The organism is Neisseria subflava (genome assembly GCF_005221305.1).
Classification (GTDB): domain Bacteria; phylum Pseudomonadota; class Gammaproteobacteria; order Burkholderiales; family Neisseriaceae; genus Neisseria; species Neisseria subflava.
Genome location: NZ_CP039887.1, coordinates 45,629 through 66,141, shown reverse-complemented (window position 1 = coordinate 66,141; position 20,513 = coordinate 45,629). Strand labels below are relative to the sequence as shown.

Genomic DNA, 20,513 nt, shown 5'->3' with positions numbered 1-20,513 from the left:
TTAAATATCTAACAAAAGATATTCGACTCAAAGCAAATCCCATAATAATTATGGGATTTGCTTTATAAAATAAAAATAAGAAAACGACATACTCAAAAATGAAAAACCTACGCAAAGCCCAAATCGGTTTTAGCCTGATTGAGTTGATGATTGTTATCGGCATCATCGGCATTTTGGCGGTAGCAGCTCTTCCTGCATACCAAAACTATGTTGCCAGAGCACAAGTAGCAGAAGGCATCATGCTGGCAGGCAGTATGAAAAGCTACGTCGAAGAGGCCTATGCAGATAAAGGCAGCTTGCCGCTTAACCTAAATATCAAGCAACTCGCTTCAGACGACAATAAAGTCGGTAACTATGTAAAGATTGTCCGTATTGAAGATAACGGCACTATTGTTGTCGCCATCGGTAATCAAGCTGCTGTTCCTGTGAAGAATACTGAAATCCACCTGACACCAAGTTTTGCAAAAACAGGTGCTACTAAAGGCACAACAGTTTGGTCTTGCGGTGGCACCATGGATACACAATTCCTTCCTGTATCCTGCAAACAGAGCCTGTAAGCTTATTTCCCAAAACACAAAAATACATTGCGAAGAAAACACCCCAAACAAAGCCAAATACAAACGCGGAAAACGAATCAAAGCAAAAGAACAAAACTCTCCAAAACACGGTCATTAAGAGCCTGAATGATCACATTACGAAAATAAATGCCGTCTGAAATTCATTTTCAGACGGCCTCTTTATATCCAATCCTAATATGACATAAAACTTTGATCTAGATTAGTTTCAGACGGCCTTCATCTTTTCACCACTACATAAAACAAATTCGCAACACTCCTTATAAGACAATTTGTCGCCTATCTGAACTCAATATATAATTTAACCATACAAGTCTTTATTTTTAAGCATTTTTCATTTTTAAAACATACATTACCTACATTGGGAGAACCATCATGCCTCATCTAAACTTGGATAAAACGGATTTAAAGATTCTGCAGGTTTTGCAGGAAAATGGGCGGTTGAGCAATGTTGAGCTTTCTGAAAAGGTGGCGCTCTCCCCTTCTCCCTGCCTGCGCCGTCTCAAACAGCTTGAAGATGCGGGCATTATTCAAAAATACGCTGCCCAGCTTTCTCCCGTATCTTTGGGCTTGGGCTTGCAGGCTTTTATCCGTGTATCGATTAGCAAGGCAAAAGATGCGCGCGAGGATTTTTCCGAATCTGTCCGCGCCTGGCCGGAAGTATTAAGCTGCTTTGCTTTAACAGGCGAAACCGACTATCTGCTCCATGCGTTTTTTACCGATATGAACGCGTTTTCCCATTTTGTTTTGGACACGCTGCTTTCGCACCACGGCGTGCAAGATGCGCAATCGAGTTTTGTGTTGAAAGAAATTAAAAACACGACTGCTCTGCCTTTGGTTCATTTGGTTCAGGATTAATGATTTGAAACTGATAAAGGCCGTCTGTTGTTCAGACGGCCTTTTGAATTCCAATGGTTTGCTTTAACATCCATACACTTGTATACTTTTTAAGAATAATTCACATAAGCTTTTGCTATGACTGACACCGCCCATCTCGATATCGATACTGTTTCAAAACATACCAAACAATGGCTGGAAAAAGCCGTTATCGGCCTGAATCTCTGCCCGTTTGCTAAAGCCCCGCACGTTAAAAACCTGGTTCGCATCATTGTCAGCGAAGCCCGTCATTTAGACGGTTTCCTTGAGGACTTGGATCGTGAATTGCAGCTTCTGGGCAATACGCCCGCTTCGGAATTGGAAACCACTTTACTGGTTCATCCGACGCTGTTCCCTGATTTTGAAACCTTCAACCAAATGCTGGAAATTGCCGACGATGCCGTTGTAGAAAACGAATTGGAAGGCATTGTTCAAATTGCGCCGTTCCATCCCGATTTTCAATTTGAAGGCACGGAAGCCGACGACATCAGCAACTACACCAACCGCTCGCCCTACCCGACCTTGCATCTGATTCGTGAAGACAGTATTGCCAAAGCGGCTGAAGCATTTCCTGATGCCTCGGCAATTTTCGACCGCAATATCGCGCTGCTGGAAAAAATGGGGCATGAGGGCTGGGATAAATTAGACATTCCGCGTTGTCCATTTCCACATCACAAGCCGTCTGAAAACAAATAATTGGTGATGGGAATATGGTTCGCTATTTATTGATTTTTTGCGGCGCATTGTCGCTCATCTTGGGCATTATTGGCATTTTCCTGCCATTACTGCCGACTACGCCTTTCATTTTATTGACCGCCGCCTGCTGGGCAAAGGCTTCGCCGCGCTTTCACAATTGGCTGTATCATCACCGCCACTTTGGCCCGATCATACAAAACTGGGAAAATAATGGCGCCGTGCCGCGCAAGGCAAAGTTCTTCGCTATCGGCATGATGGCTCTTTCTTGCCTGTTTATGTTTTGGCAATTTCCAGAACGCTGGTGGATTGGTGCCGTTTCATCAGTCTTCTGTAGCTGCGTGGCTGTGTGGATGTGGTTACGGCCGGAAGCATAAATTAAAACAGGTGGGCATTTTTGCTTACCTGTTTTTTTGTTTTCATACCCAATTTATCCATTAAAACAATCAGTAAGAACTAAAACACACTATTCAACCCTCATTTTTCAGACGGCCTCCATTTATTCAATTAAATGTAAATTTTAGCTAAAATTAATTCAAAACATTTTTTCGATAGTATTATTTTCAAGGTTTCAAGCTCCTGTTTCAAAAACATTTTTTTACTACTTCCAACTACTCCCATCGCTTTTATTCCTTTATTTGTATCAACATTTCTTTTGATTCCAACACTCTAAACCGTCCCTTAACACTTGCTTTGCGTTATACTTTCCCCTGACACAACCGCGCAGTTCGTCTGGATATTTTCAGACGGCCTGAATATTTCACCGCCGTGCTCTCTCAACGAAGTTCCTCACGGCGCAACAGAATAAAAAGGAAATACCATGCGCTATCTCTCATTTTTACTGCTTCTTGCCGCCCTTCCTGCTGCGGCATCCGATTTTAACGGCTCATCCGCAAGCCTGCTTTGGGGTCTGCCGTTTGCACTGATTCTCTTGTCTATTGCACTCGGGCCTCTGTTTTTCTCCCATATTTGGCACCATCACTTCGGCAAAATTACAGCGTTTTGGACGCTGCTGTTTTTAACGCCGTTTATCGTAACCTTTGGTTTCGGAGCCGGCGTACATACCGTTGCCCATGCGTTGGTTGAAGAATATATCCCCTTTATCCTGTTGCTTTTGGCACTCTATACCATTTCAGGCGGTATTTTTGTCAGCGGCGACTTGCACGGCTCGCCCAAATTGAACACAACCCTGTTGGCAGTCGGCACGGCTTTGTCGTCCATCATGGGGACGACAGGCGCGGCGATGCTGATGATTCGTCCGCTTTTGAAAGCCAACCATAAACGCCACTACCGCGTTCACATCGTGATTTTCTTCATTTTCTTGGTGGCGAATATCGGCGGCGGTCTGACTCCTTTAGGCGATCCTCCTCTGTTCTTAGGATTCCTGAAAGGCGTAGATTTCATGTGGACGGTCAAACACATGCTGATGCCTGTATTGATCAGTTCTGTGGTTTTGCTGGCCGTTTTCTACATCATCGACAGCCAACACTTCAACCGTGAACAAAGCGAACACCTTGCTCCTGCTCCTTCCGATAAAGAAGACAAAGTCAAAATCTACGGCAAATGGAATTTTCTGTTACTGGCCGGCGTAGTCGGCGCGGTTTTGCTGTCCGGTTTGTGGAAACCAAATCATCCGGGCTTTGAAATCTTGGGCAGCCATTATGCCTTGCAAAACCTAATGCGCGATGGCATTTTGCTGGCTTTGACCGCCGTATCTTGGATTATCACACCCAAACAGGTACGCGCAGGCAATGAGTTCAACTTCGAGCCGATTGCCGAAGTGGGCAAACTGTTTTTGGGTATTTTCATTACCATTTCGCCTGTTTTGGCTATTTTAAAAGCCGGCGAAACAGGCGCATTGGCTTCCGTTGTTTCTTTGGTTCACGACGCGGCAGGCAATCCGATTAATGTGATGTATTTCTGGATGAGCGGCATTTTGTCGGCATTCTTGGATAACGCGCCGACTTATTTGGTATTCTTCAATATGGCCGGTGGCGATGCCCAAGCTTTGATGACAGGCCATCTGTTCCATTCGTTGCTGGCAGTATCCATGGGTTCCGTATTCATGGGTGCGCTCACTTATATCGGTAATGCGCCGAACTTCATGGTCAAAGCCATTGCCGAACAACGCGGCGTACCGATGCCTTCCTTCTTCGGCTACATGGCATGGTCGGTAATTGTATTGGTACCGCTGTTTGCCCTGCATACGATGATTTTCTTTGTTTGGCAGCTCTTTTAAACTTAAAGGCCGTCTGAAATTCAGACGGCCTTTCATTTTCAGCCATATCATCAAATATAGCGTTTAAATATCAATCAGTTAAAAATTATTTCCCTTAACACTCGATTACACATTCCTACTTTTTTCCCACTTTTCCCGTAAAAATAAGCGTAAAACTGACATAAAGCAGCCTATACCTGATAAAATCTAAAGCTTTGTTGTTTGCGTTTATTCGTTGTTTTTATAGCAAACCTCTGCTTTTTCAGACGGCCCATCCGTTGTTTCAAAACATTACATGCCGTCTGAAAAAAACAATCCGACATCCGAATCTCAACCCACCAAAAAGTAACGCATCCTTATGATTAAGATAAAAAAAGGCTTAGACCTGCCTATCGCAGGCAGACCGGAGCAAGTCATTTATGACGGCCCGGCCATTACCGAAGTCGCGTTGCTTGGCGAAGAATATGTCGGCATGCGCCCCTCGATGAAAATCAAGGAAGGCGAAGCCGTCAAAAAAGGCCAAGTGCTGTTTGAAGACAAAAAGAATCCGGGCGTAGTATTTACTGCTCCGGCTTCAGGCAAAATCGCCGCGATTCACCGTGGCGAAAAGCGCGTACTTCAGTCAGTCGTGATTGCCGTAGAAGGCAACGACGAAATCGAGTTCGAACGCTACGCACCTGAAGCGCTAGCAAAATTGAGCAGCGAAGAAGTGCGCCGCAACCTGATCCAATCCGGTTTGTGGACTGCGCTGCGCACCCGTCCGTTCAGCAAAACTCCTGCCGTTGATGCCGAACCGTTCGCCATCTTCGTCAATGCGATGGACACCAATCCGCTGGCTGCCGATCCTACAGTTATCATCAAAGAAGCTGCCGAAGACTTCAAACGCGGCCTGTTGGTATTAAGCCGCCTGACCGAACGTAAAATCCATGTGTGTAAAGCAGCAGGCGCAGACGTGCCGTCTGAAAACGCTGCCAACATCGAAACACATGAATTTGGCGGCCCGCATCCTGCCGGTTTGAGTGGCACGCACATTCATTTCATCGAGCCTGTCGGCGCGAATAAAACCGTGTGGACCATCAATTATCAAGACGTGATTGCCATCGGACGTTTGTTCGTAACAGGTCGTCTGAATACCGAGCGCGTGGTTGCCTTGGGCGGTCCGCAAGTCAACAAACCGCGCCTCTTGCGTACCGTTTTGGGCGCGAAGGTGTCGCAAATTACCGCCGGCGAATTGGTTGACGCGGACAACCGCGTGATTTCCGGTTCGGTATTGAACGGCGCGATTGCACAAGGCGCGCATGATTATTTGGGACGCTACCACAATCAGATTTCCGTTATCGAAGAAGGCCGCAGCAAAGAGCTGTTCGGCTGGGTTGCGCCGCAGCCGGACAAATACTCGATTACGCGTACGACCCTCGGTCATTTCCTGAAAAACAAACTCTTCAAGTTCACGACAGCCGTCAACGGCGGCGACCGCGCTATGGTACCGATCGGTACTTACGAGCGCGTGATGCCGCTGGACATCCTGCCTACCTTGCTTCTGCGCGATTTAATCGGCGGCGATACCGACAGCGCGCAGGCTTTGGGTTGCTTGGAATTGGACGAAGAAGACCTCGCTTTGTGCAGCTTCGTCTGCCCGGGTAAATACGAATACGGCCCGCTGTTGCGTAAGGTGCTGGAAACCATTGAGAAGGAAGGCTGATTATGGGCTTGAAACATTTTCTAGAAAAAATCGAACCGCACTTCCTGCCGGGCGGCAAACATGAAAAATGGTATGCCCTCTATGAAGCTGCGGCGACGATTTTCTACACATCCGGTGCGGTAACGCGCAAAGCGGCACACGTCCGCGATGCGCTGGATTCCAAACGCATGATGATTTTGGTGTGGCTGGCTTTGTTCCCCGCCATGTTTTACGGTATGTACAACGTCGGCGCGCAGGCATTCGGTGCGCTGACGCCTGATTTGCTGCAACAAAGCATCGCCAACGACTGGCATTACGCCCTTGCCAACGCTTTGGGCATCAATATGTCGTCTGAAGCGGGCGTGTTGGGCAAAATGCTGTTCGGCGCGATTTACTTCCTGCCGATTTACGCGACCGTATTTATCGTCGGCGGTTTCTGGGAAGTCTTGTTTGCCACCGTACGCAAACACGAAATCAACGAAGGTTTCTTCGTGACTTCGATTCTGTTTGCCTTAATCGTTCCGCCTACGCTGCCGCTGTGGCAGGCTGCCTTGGGTATTACCTTCGGCGTGGTGGTTGCGAAAGAGGTGTTCGGCGGCACTGGTAAAAACTTTATGAACCCCGCGCTGGCAGGTCGTGCCTTCTTGTTCTTCGCCTATCCTGCGAATATTACCGGCGACACCGTTTGGACGGCGGTTGACGGCTATTCCGGCGCAACCGCGCTGGCGCAATGGGCGGCACACGGTTCAGAAGGTCTGAAAAATGCCGTTACCAATCAACCGATCACTTGGATGGATGCGTTTATCGGCAACTTGCCGGGTTCCATCGGCGAAGTATCCACTTTGGCGCTTTTAATTGGCGGCGCGTTTATCGTGTTTGCCCGCATCGCTTCTTGGCGCATTATTGCCGGCGTGATGATCGGTATGATTGCCATGTCTTCGCTGTTTAACGTCATCGGTTCAGACACTAACCCGATGTTCAGCATGCCTTGGTACTGGCATCTGGTTGTCGGCGGCTTCGCCATCGGTATGCTATTTATGGCGACCGACCCTGTTTCCGCTTCATTTACCAATGTCGGCAAATGGTGGTACGGCGCGCTAATCGGCGTGATGTGCGTGTTAATCCGCGTGGTCAATCCGGCTTACCCCGAAGGCATGATGTTGGCGATTCTGTTTGCCAACCTGTTTGCCCCGATTTTCGACTATTTCGTCGCACAAGCGAACATCAAACGCAGAAAGGCGCGCAGCAATGGCTAAGAAATTCGATAAAGACAGCTTCAGCGGCACGCTGATTGTGGTATTGGTTGTCAGCCTGATTTGTTCCATCATCGTTGCTGGTGCGGTCGTCGGCTTGAAACCTATCCAAGAGAAACAAAAACTCCAAGACAAACAAGGCTATATCTTAAGCGTAGCCGGTTTGATGGATAAAAACACCGACATCAGCAAAACCTTTGCCGAACGTATCGAGCAACGTGTCGTGGACTTGGCTACCGGCGAATACGTCGCCGATGCGCCTAAAGACTTCAGCGCACGCGTTGCCGGCAAAGACCCTGCCCAAAGCATCCAAATCAAACCTGAAGACGATTTGGCAGGCATCAAAAGCCGTGCCAAATACACTGAGGTTTACTTGGTAAAAGGCGAAGACGGCAAAGTCAGCCAAATCATCCTGCCTATGCACGGCAACGGTTTGTGGTCTGTCATGTACGGTTTTGTCGCCATTCAACCTGACGGCAACACCATCAACGGCATTACCTACTACGACCAAGGTGAAACTCCGGGTTTGGGCGGCGAAATCGGCAACCCTCTGTGGCAAAAAAAATTCGTCGGCAAAAAACTGTTTGACGAACAAGGCAAATTTGCCCTGCACGTCGGCAAAGGCGCAAGCTCAGACAAAGAACACGGCGTAGATGCCCTCTCCGGCGCATCGCTGACGTCTAAAGGTGTGCAAGGTTCGTTCGACTACTGGTTCGGCGAAAACGGCTATATCCCCTACCTGAACAAATTGAAATCAGCAGGAGCACAATAATGGCTGACATGAAACGCTTGAAACATTTGATGTTTTCACCCTTTATCGACAACAACCCGATTGCTTTGCAGGTTTTGGGTATTTGTTCGGCTTTGGCAGTTACCACCAAACTTCAGACGGCCATCGTAATGGGTATTTCCGTAGCTTTGGTAACCGGTTTTTCCAGCTTCTTCATCTCATTGGTACGCAACTACATCCCTAATAGCATCCGTATTATTGTGCAAATGGCGATTGTTGCTTCCTTGGTAACGCTGGTTGACCAACTGCTCCAAGCCTTTGCTTATGAGCTGTCCAAGCAGCTGTCCGTATTCGTCGGCCTGATTATTACCAACTGTATCGTAATGGGCCGCGCCGAAGCATTCGCCATGAAAGAGCCTCCTTTGGAAAGCTTGGTTGACGGTATCGGCAACGGCGCAGGTTACGGCATGATGCTGATCATCATCGCAACCATCCGCGAACTGATCGGCTCAGGCAAGCTTTTTGGCTACACCATTTTCCAAACCGTACAAGATGGCGGCTGGTATCAAACCAACGGCTTGTTTCTGCTCGCACCTAGCGCGTTCTTCATCATCGGCTTCTTGGTATGGGGTCTGCGCACTTGGAAACCTGAACAGGCGGAGAAATAACACATGGAACATTACTTAAGCCTCTTTGTAAAATCCGTCTTTCTGGAAAACATGGCACTTTCCTTCTTCTTGGGGATGTGTACATTTTTGGCGGTATCTAAAAAAGTATCCACTGCATTCGGTTTGGGCGTGGCTGTAACTTTCGTACTCGGCCTGTCCGTCCCTGCCAACCAACTTGTTTACTCGCTATTGAAAGACGGAGCGCTGGTTGAAGGCGTGGACCTGACCTTCCTGAAATTCATCACCTTCATCGGCGTGATTGCCGCTTTGGTGCAGATTTTGGAAATGTTCTTGGACAAATTCGTCCCTGCCCTCTACAACGCATTGGGTATCTACCTGCCTCTGATTACCGTAAACTGCGCGATTTTCGGTGCCGTATCGTTTATGGCGCAACGCGAATACAACTTCAGCGAGTCCGTTGTATACGGTTTCGGTGCAGGTTTGGGCTGGCTTTTGGCCATTGTCGCTTTGGCGGGCATTACCGAAAAAATGAAATATTCGGATGTCCCTAAAGGCCTCAAAGGCTTGGGCATTACCTTTATCGCCGCTGGCCTGATGGCAATGGCGTTTATGTCGTTCTCCGGCATCCAGTTATAAGAAAGGAATCGGCATGGAGATTATTTTAGGTATCGTGATGTTTACCGTCATCGTCTTGGTTTTGGCACTGATGATTCTGTTTGCCAAATCCAAGTTGGTGAGCGAAGGCGACATCACCATCAAAGTCAATAACGAAAAAGAGCTGACGATGCCTGCCGGCGGCAAACTGCTGGGTGCGCTTGCCAGCCAAGGCATCTTCGTTCCTTCCGCCTGCGGTGGCGGCGGCTCATGCGGCCAGTGCCGCGTTGTCGTGAAAAGTGGCGGCGGCGACATTCTGCCGACCGAGTTGTCCCACATCAGCAAACGCGAAGCGCGCGAAGGCTGCCGTCTGTCTTGTCAGGTCAACGTTAAAACCGACATGGATATCGAAGTACCGGAAGAAGTATTCGGCGTGAAAAAATGGGAATGCACCGTCATCTCCAATGACAACAAAGCCACGTTCATTAAAGAACTCAAGCTTGCCATTCCTGAAGGCGAAGAAGTTCCTTTCCGCGCCGGCGGCTACATTCAAATTGAAGCCCCACCTCACACTGTTGCCTACAAAGACTTCGACATTCCTAAGGAATACCATGAAGACTGGGACAAATACAATCTGTGGCAATACGTTTCCACAGTGGACGAGCCGATTTTGCGTGCCTACTCCATGGCTTCATACCCTGAAGAAAAAGGCATCATCATGCTGAACGTGCGTATCGCCACGCCGCCTCCGCGCGTCCCCGATGCGCCTCCGGGACAAATGTCGTCTTACATCTGGTCGCTCAAACCCGGCGATAAAGTAACCATCTCCGGTCCGTTCGGCGAATTCTTCGCCAAAGACACCGATGCCGAAATGGTATTCATCGGCGGTGGTGCGGGTATGGCTCCGATGCGTTCCCACATTTTCGACCAGCTGAAACGTTTGAATTCCAAACGTAAGATTACCTTCTGGTATGGTGCCCGTTCTAAACGCGAGATGTTCTATGTCGAAGACTTCGACCAACTTGCAGCAGAATTCCCGAACTTCACATGGCACGTCGCCCTGTCCGACCCATTACCTGAAGACAACTGGGACGGTTACACAGGCTTCATTCACAACGTGGTTTACGAAAACCACCTGAAAAACCACGAAGCACCGGAAGACTGCGAATTCTACATGTGCGGCCCTCCGATCATGAACCAGTCCGTGATCAAAATGCTCAAAGACTTGGGCGTGGAAGACGAAAACATCCTCTTGGACGATTTCGGCGGCTAACAAACAAAAAGGAAGAAACCTCGGTTTCTTCCTTTTTTATTGCCAGGCCGTCTGAAAACCATACTTTCAGACGGCCTGAACCTTTCTTTTACGATACAATAAAGGTTTCAAAAAATAATCCGCAAATCCCTTATGTCGTTTCTTCCCAATTCGTTTTACCGTCCAATAATCGGTTGTACCGTTGCCATCGTTTCTGCACTTACACTCTCTGCCTGCCAACCTGAAAAACAACAAACCATTACCCTGCAAGGCGAGACCATGGGCACGACCTATACCGTCAAATATCTTTCAGACGGCCAAGACAAACTCCCCTCCCCTGCCGAAATCCAAAAACGCATTGATGACGCGCTTAAAGAAGTCAATCGGCAAATGTCTACCTACCAGACCGATTCCGAAATCAGCCAATTCAACCAGTTACGCACCGTCAATCAGGCCATGCCCATTTCCCAAGACTTTGCCTATGTAACCGGCGAAGCCTTGCGTTTAAACAAACTGACGCACGGCGCACTGGACGTAACCGTCGGCCCTTTGGTCAACCTTTGGGGATTCGGCCCGCAAAAAGAAATCACACACGAACCGACTGTACAAGAAATCCAACATGCTTCAGAAATGGTCGGTACGGACAAACTCAAACTTTCCCAAGATGGGCAGCAGCCTACACTGGTGAAAACCCATCCCGAAGTCTATTTAGACCTATCCTCCATCGCCAAAGGCTTTGGCGTGGATAAAACCGCCGCCGAACTTGAAAAACTCAATATCGGCAATTATTTGGTAGAAATCGGAGGCGAGTTGCATGGCAAAGGCCACAATGCGCAAGGCAACCCTTGGCGTATCGGCATCGAGCAGCCCAATATTGTTCAAGGCGGTGCCACCCAAATCACTATTCCATTGAACAATAAATCACTGGCCACGTCCGGCGACTACCGCATTTTCCATGTCGATAAGTCAGGCCGCCGCCTTTCCCATATCATCAACCCTAAAACCAAACAACCCATCAGCCACAACCTTGCTTCCATCAGCGTAGTAGCTGAAAACGCCACACTTGCAGACGGCCTTTCAACCGGCTTATTCGTCCTCGGAGAAACCGAAGCACTTAAACTTGCCGAGCAAGAAAATCTCGCCGTTTTCCTTATCATCCGAACTCCGCAAGGCGGCTACCATACTGAAATGTCCAGCGCATTCAAAAAATTATTAAACTAACCTTCAGGAATACACACATGAAAACCCTCCTCCTTACTTTCGGTATCTTTATCCTTGTCATCCTCGGCATGGCAGTCGGCTATATTTTCTCCAAACGCACCATCAAAGGCAGCTGCGGCGGCATTTCCTCTCTCGGTATGAAGAAAATGTGCGATTGCGATACGCCATGCGATACCTTGCAAAAAGAGCTGGATAAAAAACAACATTCCGACAATCAAGACATCAAGGTCGATCATTAAGTCATTGGTGAATGTTTACTCATGATTTAAGACCGCTTATCCCCTATCAGGCCGTCTGAAAAATAAAAGAGCGCAATCCCAATGGATACACGCTCTTTTATTTTGCCTCTTATAAAGCAATTCAAAAATATCTTGCATACACATTTGAAATAAGCCCCAAACCAATCGGGAAACAAAAAGAAAAGCTCCTGCAAAACAGGAGCTTTTCTTGGAAGAAACCGGATTATTTCAATTTAGTTTCTTTGTAAATAACGTGTTTACGGGCTACTGGGTCAAATTTTTTGATTTCCAGTTTGCCAGGCATAGTACGTTTGTTTTTAGTAGTTGTGTAGAAGTGACCAGTACCAGCGCTGGACTCCAGTTTGATTTTATCGCGCATTGCAGTAATCCTTAATTAATGGTGTTTAAATTAAGCTTCGCCGCGAGCACGCAAATCAGCCAATACGACATCAATGCCTACTTTATCGATGGTGCGCAATGCAGCGTTAGAAACGCGCAGGCGAACCCAGCGGTTTTCACTTTCTACCCAGAAACGACGTGATTGCAAGTTAGGCAAAAAACGACGTTTGGTTTTGTTGTTGGCGTGTGATACGTTATTGCCAGACATCGGGCGCTTACCGGTCACTTTGCAAACTCGTGCCATGGTTAGTCTCCAAACTTCTAAAATAGTAAAACGCGATTTATACCACGAAATCCGCCTTCAGTTCAAGTCGTTTGCTGAAAAAACGGGATTTGTGGAAATAAATCTTCTCAATATGTTGCATCTGCGAAACGGTATTTCGCAAAGCCTTAATTTTTCAATTATAATGGATTTCTTTAAAAAAATCATCTGTCGTTTGCGTAGTTGGCGAAATAAACAGGCCGTCTGAACATTTCAGACGGCCTGTTTGTCATCATGCTTTTTTCTTCAACGCCGCATTCAAAATGCAGCCGAGTATAAAGCAGGCTAAAGAGGGAACAACCCACCCTAAACCGATATTGTAAAACGGCAATGCGCGCTCGATGGCAGCAGTGGTGTCAGCATTAAATCCAAACGCGGCCTTATAGGCGTCGAATAAACCGACCACAAGGGCCGCCATCATGGTGCAGAAATAGACAATACGGCCGCCGCCAAACAATTTATCCGTCAAAGCCAGCAGAATGATGACGATGGTCAGCGGATACAACAGCATCAACATAGGGATGGAAAACTGCAAAATCGCTGACAGGCCTTTGTTGGCCAACAGGATAGACACCACCGTATTCAGTATCACAAAGGTTTTATAAGAAATGCCCGGGCAGAGACGATTGAAATATTCGGCGCATGAAGTAATCAAGCCAACCGCCGTACTCAGACAGGCAAGCAGCACCATGACACCAAGCAACACAATACCGGCCGTACCGAAATAGTGCTGTGCAGTTTTAGACAAAACCGACGCGCCGTTTTCCTGCAAGCCGATACCGGCCACACCTGTCGCGCCCATATAACCGATAAACAGGTAAACCACTGCCAAACAAGAAGCCGCCAACACACCGGAAATCGTCGTGGTCTTCAGCAAGTCTGCACGGTTGTCCACGCCCATGGCGCGAACAGCATCGATGACGATAATGGCAAACACCAGCGAAGCCAGCGCGTCCATTGTGCCGTAGCCTTCCAAAATGCCTTTAACCAACGGATGAGTAGCAAAATCGCCTTGCGCCGCCTGCGGCACACCCATCGGATTAATAGCGGCATAGCCGACCAATATCGCAATTGATAACAACAAAACAGGCGTGAGGATTTTACCGATACGGTCAACCAGCTTCCCCGGAGAAATCGACAGCCAATAAGTAATGCCGAAAAACACCAGGCTGAATACGGCCAATGCGATGTTTTTCCAAGATTCATCAATAAAAGGGGAAATCGCGGTTTCAAAAGACACTGTCGCCGTACGCGGCATGGCAAACAGAGGTCCGATTGCCAGATAGAGCGCGGTGGCAAAAGTCACGCCGTACCAAGGCGCAACACGGGAGGCCAATGCCTCCACATCGCGCGAGCCAGAATAGCCGACGGCAATCACGCCCAACAATGGCAAACCCGCGCCCGTCAGCAAAAAGCCAAACATGGCCGAAAGCCAGTTATCACCGGCCTGCTGTCCCAAAAAAGCAGGAAAAATCAGGTTCCCCGCCCCAAAAAACAGGGCAAACAGCATTAAGCCTACCGCCCATAAAGAAGCTTTGTTATGACTTGTCGTCGAATCCATTTTAGTTCTCTTTATTCAAATTTTCGTTATCGGTTTCATCGGCTTCAAGGCCGTCTGAAAGCATTTCGGCTTCATTTGTTTCCAAACCGTCTTTCAGGCTGATTTCGATTTCACCATAATTTTCAGGCTGCACGATACGCACCAAGCCTTCTTTAGCCAATTCCAGCAATGCAATAAAATTGACCACCACATATGTCGCACCCTGCTCCGGCTTAAACAAATCGCTAAACTTGCTGATACCGCTTTCGTTCAAGCAACGCAAAATCGCCGTCATCTGCGCGCGCACAGATATGGTTTCCCGCACCACTTCATGACTGCGCGTATGCTTGGCACGCGACAAAATACCCAACCAAGCCTGCGTCAAATCGGCAACGTACACTTCCGGCAACTTCGCTTCGACCGCAATTTCCAACGGCAGATACGCCCAAGCAAAATCACGTCCGGCACGCGGTAACGCATCCAAACCCTGAGCCGCCAGTTTCATCTGCTCGTAAGCCAACAGACGGCGCACCAATTCGGCACGCGGATCCGCCTCTTCATCCTCAACTTCTTCAGGACGCGGCAGAAGCAGGCGCGATTTAATTTCAATCAACATCGCCGCCATCAGCAGGTATTCCGCTGCCAAATCAAACTGATACGCTTCCATTTGAGCAATATAGTGCAGATACTGCTCGGTAATCTTTACCATCGGAATATCAAGGACATCGATATTTTGCTTGCGGATAAGGTACAGCAGCAAATCCAACGGCCCTTGGAAGCTGCTCAATACCACCTTCAACGCATCAGGCGGAATAAACAAATCCTGCGGCACATCGGTAACAGGCTGACCGAACACCCACGCAACGGTATGTTCAGACGGCGTTGCGGCAGTGGAAGAAATAAGGTGTTCTGAAGGCATGGTTAAAGGGTCTTTTTCTTTTGAAGTTTAGTAAGAAGTTTCATCAACAACAGGCCGTCTGAAACAAGGACAACCCGTTTTAAATATAAAAATCAGCGTTTTTTACGATTGATTTGCAAAGAAACAATGGCGACGGCAAAGGTCTGGGCCAAGGACATACCCAACAGCGGCAGACTGGCGAAAACCGTACCCGCCAGTACCGAGCCAACATCTTGGGACAATACAAAACCATCCCTCGCAAGCATCGCCACTATCAAAGCCAACAGCAGCAAACTTTCGCAGCCGACCAAAAACCAAATCATTTTAACCGAACGGCGTTTGCGCCATTTCATAATACCGGCGTGCAACAGGCTGAATATCACGACGGACAGAAACGGATAAAGAAAAGTGGTGAATGGGCGGTCATAACCGCTTTGCACACACAAATAATCGCCCGGCAGCGTATCGCATTCCATCACATCAAGAAACATCGGATCGACAGCATACATCAATACGCCGAACCATACCGCATAAATCAGACTGGCAATAAAATAGGCTTTGAAAAATCGGCTCTTAACCATCTTCCTCTACCCCTCACTTCCGCCCCGCGATATGCTCCATCGCCGCCTGCGCACAATACAATCCAAACGAAGCCGTTACCAGCATACTCGCGCCGTAGCCCGCGCAGGACAAACCTTGCGGCGCGGCATCGGTCGAACACGCTTCGCCGGATTGCGGCGGCGTAATATTCTCGGTTGAATAAACGCAAGGTACGCGCATTTTTTCTTTGGTATCGCGGCTGAAGCCGTAGCGTTTGCGCAGGGTATAGCGCAAGTTGGAAAGCAGCGGATCGTGGGTAACGCGGCTCAAATCGGCGGTTTGAATCAAAGCCGGATTTTTCTGTCCGCCCGCGCCGCCGCTAATAATAAACGGTTGTTTATGTTGCACGAAATACGCCGCCATAGCCGCTTTGACACAGATTTGGTCGATGGCGTCGATAACGAAATCAAAAGGCCGTCTGAAAAGCTCGTCCAGATTGTCTTCGGTAACAAAATCTTCGATTTCCGTCACTTCGCATTGCGGATTGATTTGGGCGATGCGTTCGCGCAAAGCAGTAACTTTTGCCTTACCGAAATCATCGGTCAAAGCGTGCAACTGGCGGTTGACATTGGACTCGGCAACGTTGTCCAAATCAATCAGCGTTAAACGACCGATACCGCTCCTCGCCAAAGCCTCCACCGCCCACGAGCCGACGCCGCCGACGCCGACCACGCACACATGCGCACGCGAAAAGCGCGCCAGTGCTTCGTCTCCGTAAAGTCTGGCAATGCCGCCAAAGCGGCGCGAAGAAAGAAAAGCGGCGTCCTGCATAAGTAACCTTGTGATATATCAATAAATTAATGAAAAACGCCACAGGCGAATCGGACTGACATTATACTTGAAAGCAGATGGGCTGTTGTACCCGCCCGAAAGAGTTTATAATCGTTTCACATTCAGACAAGTTCTGATTTCATATTAAACGAAAGTGCCGCTACTCGGCGCAAAAGGAGAATAAATATGTACAAACATCTGGTTGTAGCCGTTGACGGTAGCGAGACTTCCCTCAATGCATTGAAACACGCCGCCGAACTGGCAAGCCTCAACAAAGCCCAACTGACTTTGGTTCACGTTGCCAACCCTGCCGAATACATGGCTTTGGCTCCTGAATTCCTGCAACACGAAAGCTATGAAGCCGCCGCAGTGGCTCAAGGTAACGAAGTTTTGGATTTCGCAGAAAAAACAGCGCGCGAAAACGGCGTTGAAAACATCGTGAAACACCTGTTGGTTGCCAACAAAGGCGCGCGCGAAATGGCGCAAGACTTGGTTGACTACGCCGACAACAACGGCGCAGACCTGCTGGTACTCGGCACACACGGCCGCACCGGCCTGATGCACCTACTGATGGGCAGCTTCGCTGAGACCGTCATGCGTCAAAGCCACCTGCCGCTGCTGATTATCCGCAGCAAAGCCGAAGAAGCATAATCAAGCATTTATTTAAAATAGCGAAAGGCCGTCTGAATATTTTTCAGACGGCCTTTTTTCATTTCACATTACAGCTTCAACTTTTATTTTGCCATTTCTTTGAACACTTCGTGTGCCACAGCAATGGTTTCGTCAATCAGCTCAGGCGTATGCGCGGCGGAAACAAAACCAGCTTCGTAAGCTGACGGGCCGAATGCGACATTGCGGTCGAGCATACCGTGGAAGAAATGTTTGAAACCGTCGATATTGGAACACGCCATGTCGGCATAGTTTTGCGGCGTATGGCTGGCAAAATACAAACCAAACATGCCGCCCACGCTGTCCGCCGTAAATTCAACGCCATGTGCTTTAGCCGCATCGGCAATACCGTTGGCGAGGCGTTGGGTCAAGGCAGTCAGGTTCTCATAGAAGCCTTCGCGCTGAATGATTTCCAGCGTTTTCAAACCGGCGGCGACGGCAATCGGGTTGCCCGACAATGTGCCTGCCTGATACACGCTGCCCAGCGGGGAAATACATTCCATGATGTCTTTGCGTCCGCCGAACGCGGCAAGCGGCATACCGCCGCCGATCACTTTGCCCATGGTGGTCAAATCAGGTTTGATGCCGTGCAAAGATTGCGCGCCGCCCAGCGCTACGCGGAAGCCGGTCATCACTTCGTCGTAAATCAACACGGCACCGTGTTTTCCAGTCAATTCGCGTAAGGCTTTGACAAAGGCTTCAGACGGCCTGACCAGATTCATATTGCCGACGAAAGGCTCCAAAATCACACAGGCGATGTCATTACCGCTTTGTGCAAAGGCTTCTTCCAGTTGGGCGATATTGTTGTATTCAAGTACCAAAGTGTGTTTGGTAAAGTCGGCAGGCACGCCTGCAGAAGAAGGGTTGCCAAACGTCAGCAGACCGCTGCCTGCTTTCACCAACAAGCTGTCGGAATGACCATGGTAGCAGCCTTCAAACTTGATTATTTTGTCGCGGCCGGTAAAACCGCGTGCCAAACGGATGGCGGTCATCGTTGCTTCCGTACCGGAGCTGACAAGTCGCAGCTGCTCAACGGACGGCATGATTTTGGCGATTTCTTCGGCGATGACGATTTCACCTTCAGTTGGCGCACCAAACGACAAACCGCCCAATGCTGCTTCGCGCACGGCTTCAATGACTTCAGGATGGGCGTGTCCGACAATCGCAGGGCCCCAAGAGCCGACATAGTCGGTATAACGCGTGCCGTTTTCGTCCCAAACATACGCGCCTTCTGCCTTTTTGATGAAGCGCGGCACGCCGCCGACGCTGCCGAATGCGCGCACAGGAGAGTTCACGCCGCCGGGAATAATGGCTTTAGCGCGGTTGAACAAGCTTTCATTACGGTTCATGGTCAATTCTTTCGTAAGAGGTCGTCTGAAAATCAAATCGGTGCCATTTTAACACCAAATCCTTTTCAGACGGCCCAAGCTTCAAAATAAGAATCGGGCGCAAAATCAAAATTATTCTTTAAAAACAAACACTCTATCCACATTTTTCCTGCTTGTGCTATAATCCGCGACCTATTGAAACAATAAAAGAAAAGCATCATGTTACGCGGATTCATACTCAGCCTCACCCTTTTGGCGTCCTCCTTCGTCCATGCACAACGCAGCCTGCCCGACGATATGGACGTGGCCGTTTTAAAGACTGTCGATTTGCCTTATCTGAAAGTCAGCAAAGGCGGTTTTTCTTGGACGCGCCTGCTGACCTTGGGCATTGTGGACGGCAATGCAGCCAAACTGCAAATCACCCGCTTCACCAAAATCCACGATGAAAACGACCGTTTTATTCCGATGGGCCGCCTGCTGAATCAAACCGGCAAAGCCGTTGCGTTCAAATACAACGAAGAAAGCCGCCTCGTCCGCGAAATCTGGATTTTGACCGACGCCGAAGCCGACAGGTTCATCGAACACGCCAAAAAGCAGAAAAAGGCGGAAGAATAATTTTTCAGACGGCCCGAGTATTTCACAGGCCGTCTGAACCCTTTTACAACAAGCAAATCAATCAAAACAAACCATGAAAAAAGTATTTATCCGCACCTTCGGGTGCCAAATGAACGAGTACGACAGCGAAAAAATGCTGTCCGTCCTCGCCGAAGAACACGGCGGTATCGAACAGGTTACCCAACCTGACGACGCCGACATCATCTTGTTCAACACCTGCTCCGTGCGTGAAAAAGCGCAAGAGAAAGTCTTCTCCGACTTGGGCCGCGTACGCCCGCTCAAAGAAAAAAATCCCGACCTCATCATCGGCGTTGCCGGCTGTGTTGCCTCTCAAGAAGGCGAAAACATCGTCAAACGCGCTCCGTATGTGGACGTGGTTTTCGGTCCGCAAACGCTGCACCGCCTACCCAAACTCATCGTCGACAAAGAAACCACCGGCCTGTCTCAAATCGATATTTCCTTCCCCGAAATCGAAAAATTCGACCACCTGCCGCCTGCGCGCGTAGAAGGTGGATCGGCTTTCATTTCCATTATGGAAGGCTGTTCCAAATACTGCTCTTATTGCGTCGTCCCTTATACCCGCGGCGAAGAATTCTCCCGACCGCTCAACGACGTATTGACCGAGATTGCCGGTTTGGCACAACAAGGCGTTAAAGAAATCAACCTCTTAGGCCAAAACGTCAATGCCTATCGCGGCGAAATGGAAAACGGCGAAATCTGCGACTTTGCCACTTTGTTGCGCATCGTCCACGAAATCCCAGGCATCGAACGCCTGCGCTTTACCACCAGCCATCCGCGCGAATTTACCGACGCGATTATCGAGTGCTACCGCGACCTGCCGAAGCTGGTTTCCCACCTGCACCTGCCGATTCAAAGCGGCTCCGACCGCGTATTGAGCGCGATGAAACGCGGCTACACCACCTTGGAATACAAATCCATCATCCGCAAACTGCGTGCCATCCGTCCTGATTTGTGCCTCAGCTCCGACTTTATCGTCGGCTTCCCGGGCGAGACCGAGCGCGAGTTCGAGCAAACCTTGAAACTGGTCAAAGACATCGCCTTCGACTTGAGCTTCGTCTTTATTTACAGTCCGCGCCCTGGCACGCCTGCCGCCAACTTGCACGATGACACGCCTCATGAAGAAAAAGTGCGCCGCCTCGAAGCTTTGAACGAAGTCATCGAAGCCGAAACCGCGCGCATCAACCAAACCATGATCGGCACGGTTCAACGCTGCTTGGTTGAAGGTATCTCCAAAAAAGACCCTGACCAACTGCAAGCCCGTACCGCCAACAACCGCGTGGTCAACTTTACCGGTACACCCGACATGATCAACCAAATGATCGATTTGGAAATCACCGAAGCCTACACCTTCTCCCTGAAAGGCAAACCGGTATAAGTACACACAAACAAAGGCCGTCTGAAACTGTTCAGACGGCCTTTATCTTGGCTCGGCTCAGTATCATCTGATTC

23 protein-coding genes are annotated in these 20,513 nt (G+C 49.0%); 16 read left to right on the top strand and 7 right to left on the bottom strand.

Annotated elements, in window-relative coordinates:
• Window positions 1–98 precede the first annotated feature (98 nt).
• From FAH66_RS00340 to nqrM, 13 genes are all read left to right on the top strand, one after another.
• Window positions 99–557 (top strand): pilin, encoded by a 459-nt coding sequence (locus tag FAH66_RS00340; RefSeq protein ID WP_137040110.1) that lies wholly within the window; start codon window positions 99–101, stop codon window positions 555–557.
• A gap of 393 nt (window positions 558–950) precedes the next feature.
• Window positions 951–1,433: an Lrp/AsnC family transcriptional regulator gene (locus tag FAH66_RS00335; protein WP_003684427.1), complete on the top strand. Its 483-nt coding sequence runs from the start codon at window positions 951–953 to the stop codon at window positions 1,431–1,433.
• A 117-nt stretch (window positions 1,434–1,550) separates the two neighbouring features.
• Window positions 1,551–2,147 (top strand): DUF1415 domain-containing protein, encoded by a 597-nt coding sequence (locus tag FAH66_RS00330; protein WP_137040106.1) that lies wholly within the window; start codon window positions 1,551–1,553, stop codon window positions 2,145–2,147.
• Window positions 2,148–2,161: 14 nt separating this feature from the next.
• Window positions 2,162–2,521 (top strand): YbaN family protein, encoded by a 360-nt coding sequence (locus FAH66_RS00325; protein ID WP_003684291.1) that lies wholly within the window; start codon window positions 2,162–2,164, stop codon window positions 2,519–2,521.
• A 443-nt stretch (window positions 2,522–2,964) separates the two neighbouring features.
• Complete coding sequence (locus FAH66_RS00320) at window positions 2,965–4,383, top strand: sodium:proton antiporter (protein ID WP_137040104.1); 1,419 nt, start codon at window positions 2,965–2,967, stop codon at window positions 4,381–4,383.
• Between the two features lie 337 nt (window positions 4,384–4,720).
• Window positions 4,721–6,064, top strand: a complete 1,344-nt coding sequence (locus tag FAH66_RS00315; protein ID WP_137040102.1) for a Na(+)-translocating NADH-quinone reductase subunit A — start codon at window positions 4,721–4,723, stop codon at window positions 6,062–6,064.
• Between the two features lie 2 nt (window positions 6,065–6,066).
• Window positions 6,067–7,299 carry an NADH:ubiquinone reductase (Na(+)-transporting) subunit B gene (locus FAH66_RS00310; protein WP_003755979.1) on the top strand — a complete coding sequence of 411 codons (1,233 nt, stop codon included), beginning with the start codon at window positions 6,067–6,069 and terminating at the stop codon, window positions 7,297–7,299.
• Window positions 7,292–8,068: a Na(+)-translocating NADH-quinone reductase subunit C gene (locus FAH66_RS00305; protein WP_070615830.1), complete on the top strand. Its 777-nt coding sequence runs from the start codon at window positions 7,292–7,294 to the stop codon at window positions 8,066–8,068. The genes FAH66_RS00310 and FAH66_RS00305 overlap by 8 nt, the downstream gene beginning before the upstream one ends.
• Complete coding sequence (locus FAH66_RS00300; protein WP_049329022.1) at window positions 8,068–8,694, top strand: NADH:ubiquinone reductase (Na(+)-transporting) subunit D; 627 nt, start codon at window positions 8,068–8,070, stop codon at window positions 8,692–8,694. The genes FAH66_RS00305 and FAH66_RS00300 overlap by 1 nt, the downstream gene beginning before the upstream one ends.
• Window positions 8,695–8,697: 3 nt before the next feature.
• Window positions 8,698–9,291 (top strand): NADH:ubiquinone reductase (Na(+)-transporting) subunit E, encoded by a 594-nt coding sequence (gene nqrE, locus FAH66_RS00295; protein WP_137040100.1) that lies wholly within the window; start codon window positions 8,698–8,700, stop codon window positions 9,289–9,291.
• Between the two features lie 13 nt (window positions 9,292–9,304).
• Window positions 9,305–10,522, top strand: coding sequence for an NADH:ubiquinone reductase (Na(+)-transporting) subunit F (gene nqrF, locus FAH66_RS00290; protein WP_137040098.1), 1,218 nt, complete (start codon window positions 9,305–9,307; stop codon window positions 10,520–10,522).
• A 132-nt stretch (window positions 10,523–10,654) separates the two neighbouring features.
• On the top strand, window positions 10,655–11,722 hold the full coding sequence (locus FAH66_RS00285; protein ID WP_137040096.1) for an FAD:protein FMN transferase: 1,068 nt from the start codon (window positions 10,655–10,657) through the stop codon (window positions 11,720–11,722).
• 17 nt (window positions 11,723–11,739) lie between these two features.
• Entirely contained in the window at window positions 11,740–11,961 is a 222-nt protein-coding gene (gene nqrM, locus FAH66_RS00280) for a (Na+)-NQR maturation NqrM (RefSeq protein WP_137040094.1), read from the top strand.
• 223 nt (window positions 11,962–12,184) lie between these two features.
• Here the strand turns inward: nqrM and rpmG are convergent, their stop codons facing one another.
• The 6 genes from rpmG to FAH66_RS00245 form a co-directional block, all read right to left on the bottom strand.
• Window positions 12,185–12,340: a 50S ribosomal protein L33 gene (gene rpmG, locus FAH66_RS00275; RefSeq protein ID WP_003684373.1), complete on the bottom strand. Its 156-nt coding sequence runs from the start codon at window positions 12,338–12,340 to the stop codon at window positions 12,185–12,187.
• 30 nt (window positions 12,341–12,370) lie between these two features.
• Complete coding sequence (gene rpmB / locus FAH66_RS00270; RefSeq protein WP_002216391.1) at window positions 12,371–12,604, bottom strand: 50S ribosomal protein L28; 234 nt, start codon at window positions 12,602–12,604, stop codon at window positions 12,371–12,373.
• 250 nt (window positions 12,605–12,854) lie between these two features.
• The gene (brnQ, locus tag FAH66_RS00260) at window positions 12,855–14,183 is read right to left on the bottom strand and encodes a branched-chain amino acid transport system II carrier protein (RefSeq protein ID WP_137040089.1); all 1,329 of its coding nucleotides are present in this window, start codon (window positions 14,181–14,183) and stop codon (window positions 12,855–12,857) included.
• A 1-nt stretch (window position 14,184) separates the two neighbouring features.
• Window positions 14,185–15,081 (bottom strand): segregation and condensation protein A, encoded by an 897-nt coding sequence (locus FAH66_RS00255; RefSeq protein ID WP_137040087.1) that lies wholly within the window; start codon window positions 15,079–15,081, stop codon window positions 14,185–14,187.
• A gap of 92 nt (window positions 15,082–15,173) precedes the next feature.
• Window positions 15,174–15,641 carry a hypothetical protein gene (locus FAH66_RS00250; protein WP_137040085.1) on the bottom strand — a complete coding sequence of 156 codons (468 nt, stop codon included), beginning with the start codon at window positions 15,639–15,641 and terminating at the stop codon, window positions 15,174–15,176.
• A gap of 13 nt (window positions 15,642–15,654) precedes the next feature.
• On the bottom strand, window positions 15,655–16,431 hold the full coding sequence (locus FAH66_RS00245; protein ID WP_137040083.1) for a tRNA threonylcarbamoyladenosine dehydratase: 777 nt from the start codon (window positions 16,429–16,431) through the stop codon (window positions 15,655–15,657).
• Window positions 16,432–16,617: 186 nt separating this feature from the next.
• Here FAH66_RS00245 and FAH66_RS00240 point away from each other — a divergent pair, with 186 nt between their 5' ends.
• Window positions 16,618–17,082 (top strand): universal stress protein, encoded by a 465-nt coding sequence (locus FAH66_RS00240; protein ID WP_049333908.1) that lies wholly within the window; start codon window positions 16,618–16,620, stop codon window positions 17,080–17,082.
• A gap of 83 nt (window positions 17,083–17,165) precedes the next feature.
• Here FAH66_RS00240 and hemL read toward each other — a convergent pair whose 3' ends face one another.
• Window positions 17,166–18,449 carry a glutamate-1-semialdehyde 2,1-aminomutase gene (gene hemL, locus FAH66_RS00235; protein WP_137040081.1) on the bottom strand — a complete coding sequence of 428 codons (1,284 nt, stop codon included), beginning with the start codon at window positions 18,447–18,449 and terminating at the stop codon, window positions 17,166–17,168.
• Between the two features lie 198 nt (window positions 18,450–18,647).
• Between hemL and FAH66_RS00230 the strand changes: the two genes are divergently transcribed.
• Both FAH66_RS00230 and miaB read left to right on the top strand, forming a co-directional pair.
• Window positions 18,648–19,043 (top strand): hypothetical protein, encoded by a 396-nt coding sequence (locus FAH66_RS00230; protein ID WP_049329029.1) that lies wholly within the window; start codon window positions 18,648–18,650, stop codon window positions 19,041–19,043.
• Between the two features lie 73 nt (window positions 19,044–19,116).
• The gene (gene miaB, locus FAH66_RS00225; RefSeq protein ID WP_137040079.1) at window positions 19,117–20,439 is read left to right on the top strand and encodes a tRNA (N6-isopentenyl adenosine(37)-C2)-methylthiotransferase MiaB; all 1,323 of its coding nucleotides are present in this window, start codon (window positions 19,117–19,119) and stop codon (window positions 20,437–20,439) included.
• Window positions 20,440–20,513 lie beyond the last annotated feature (74 nt).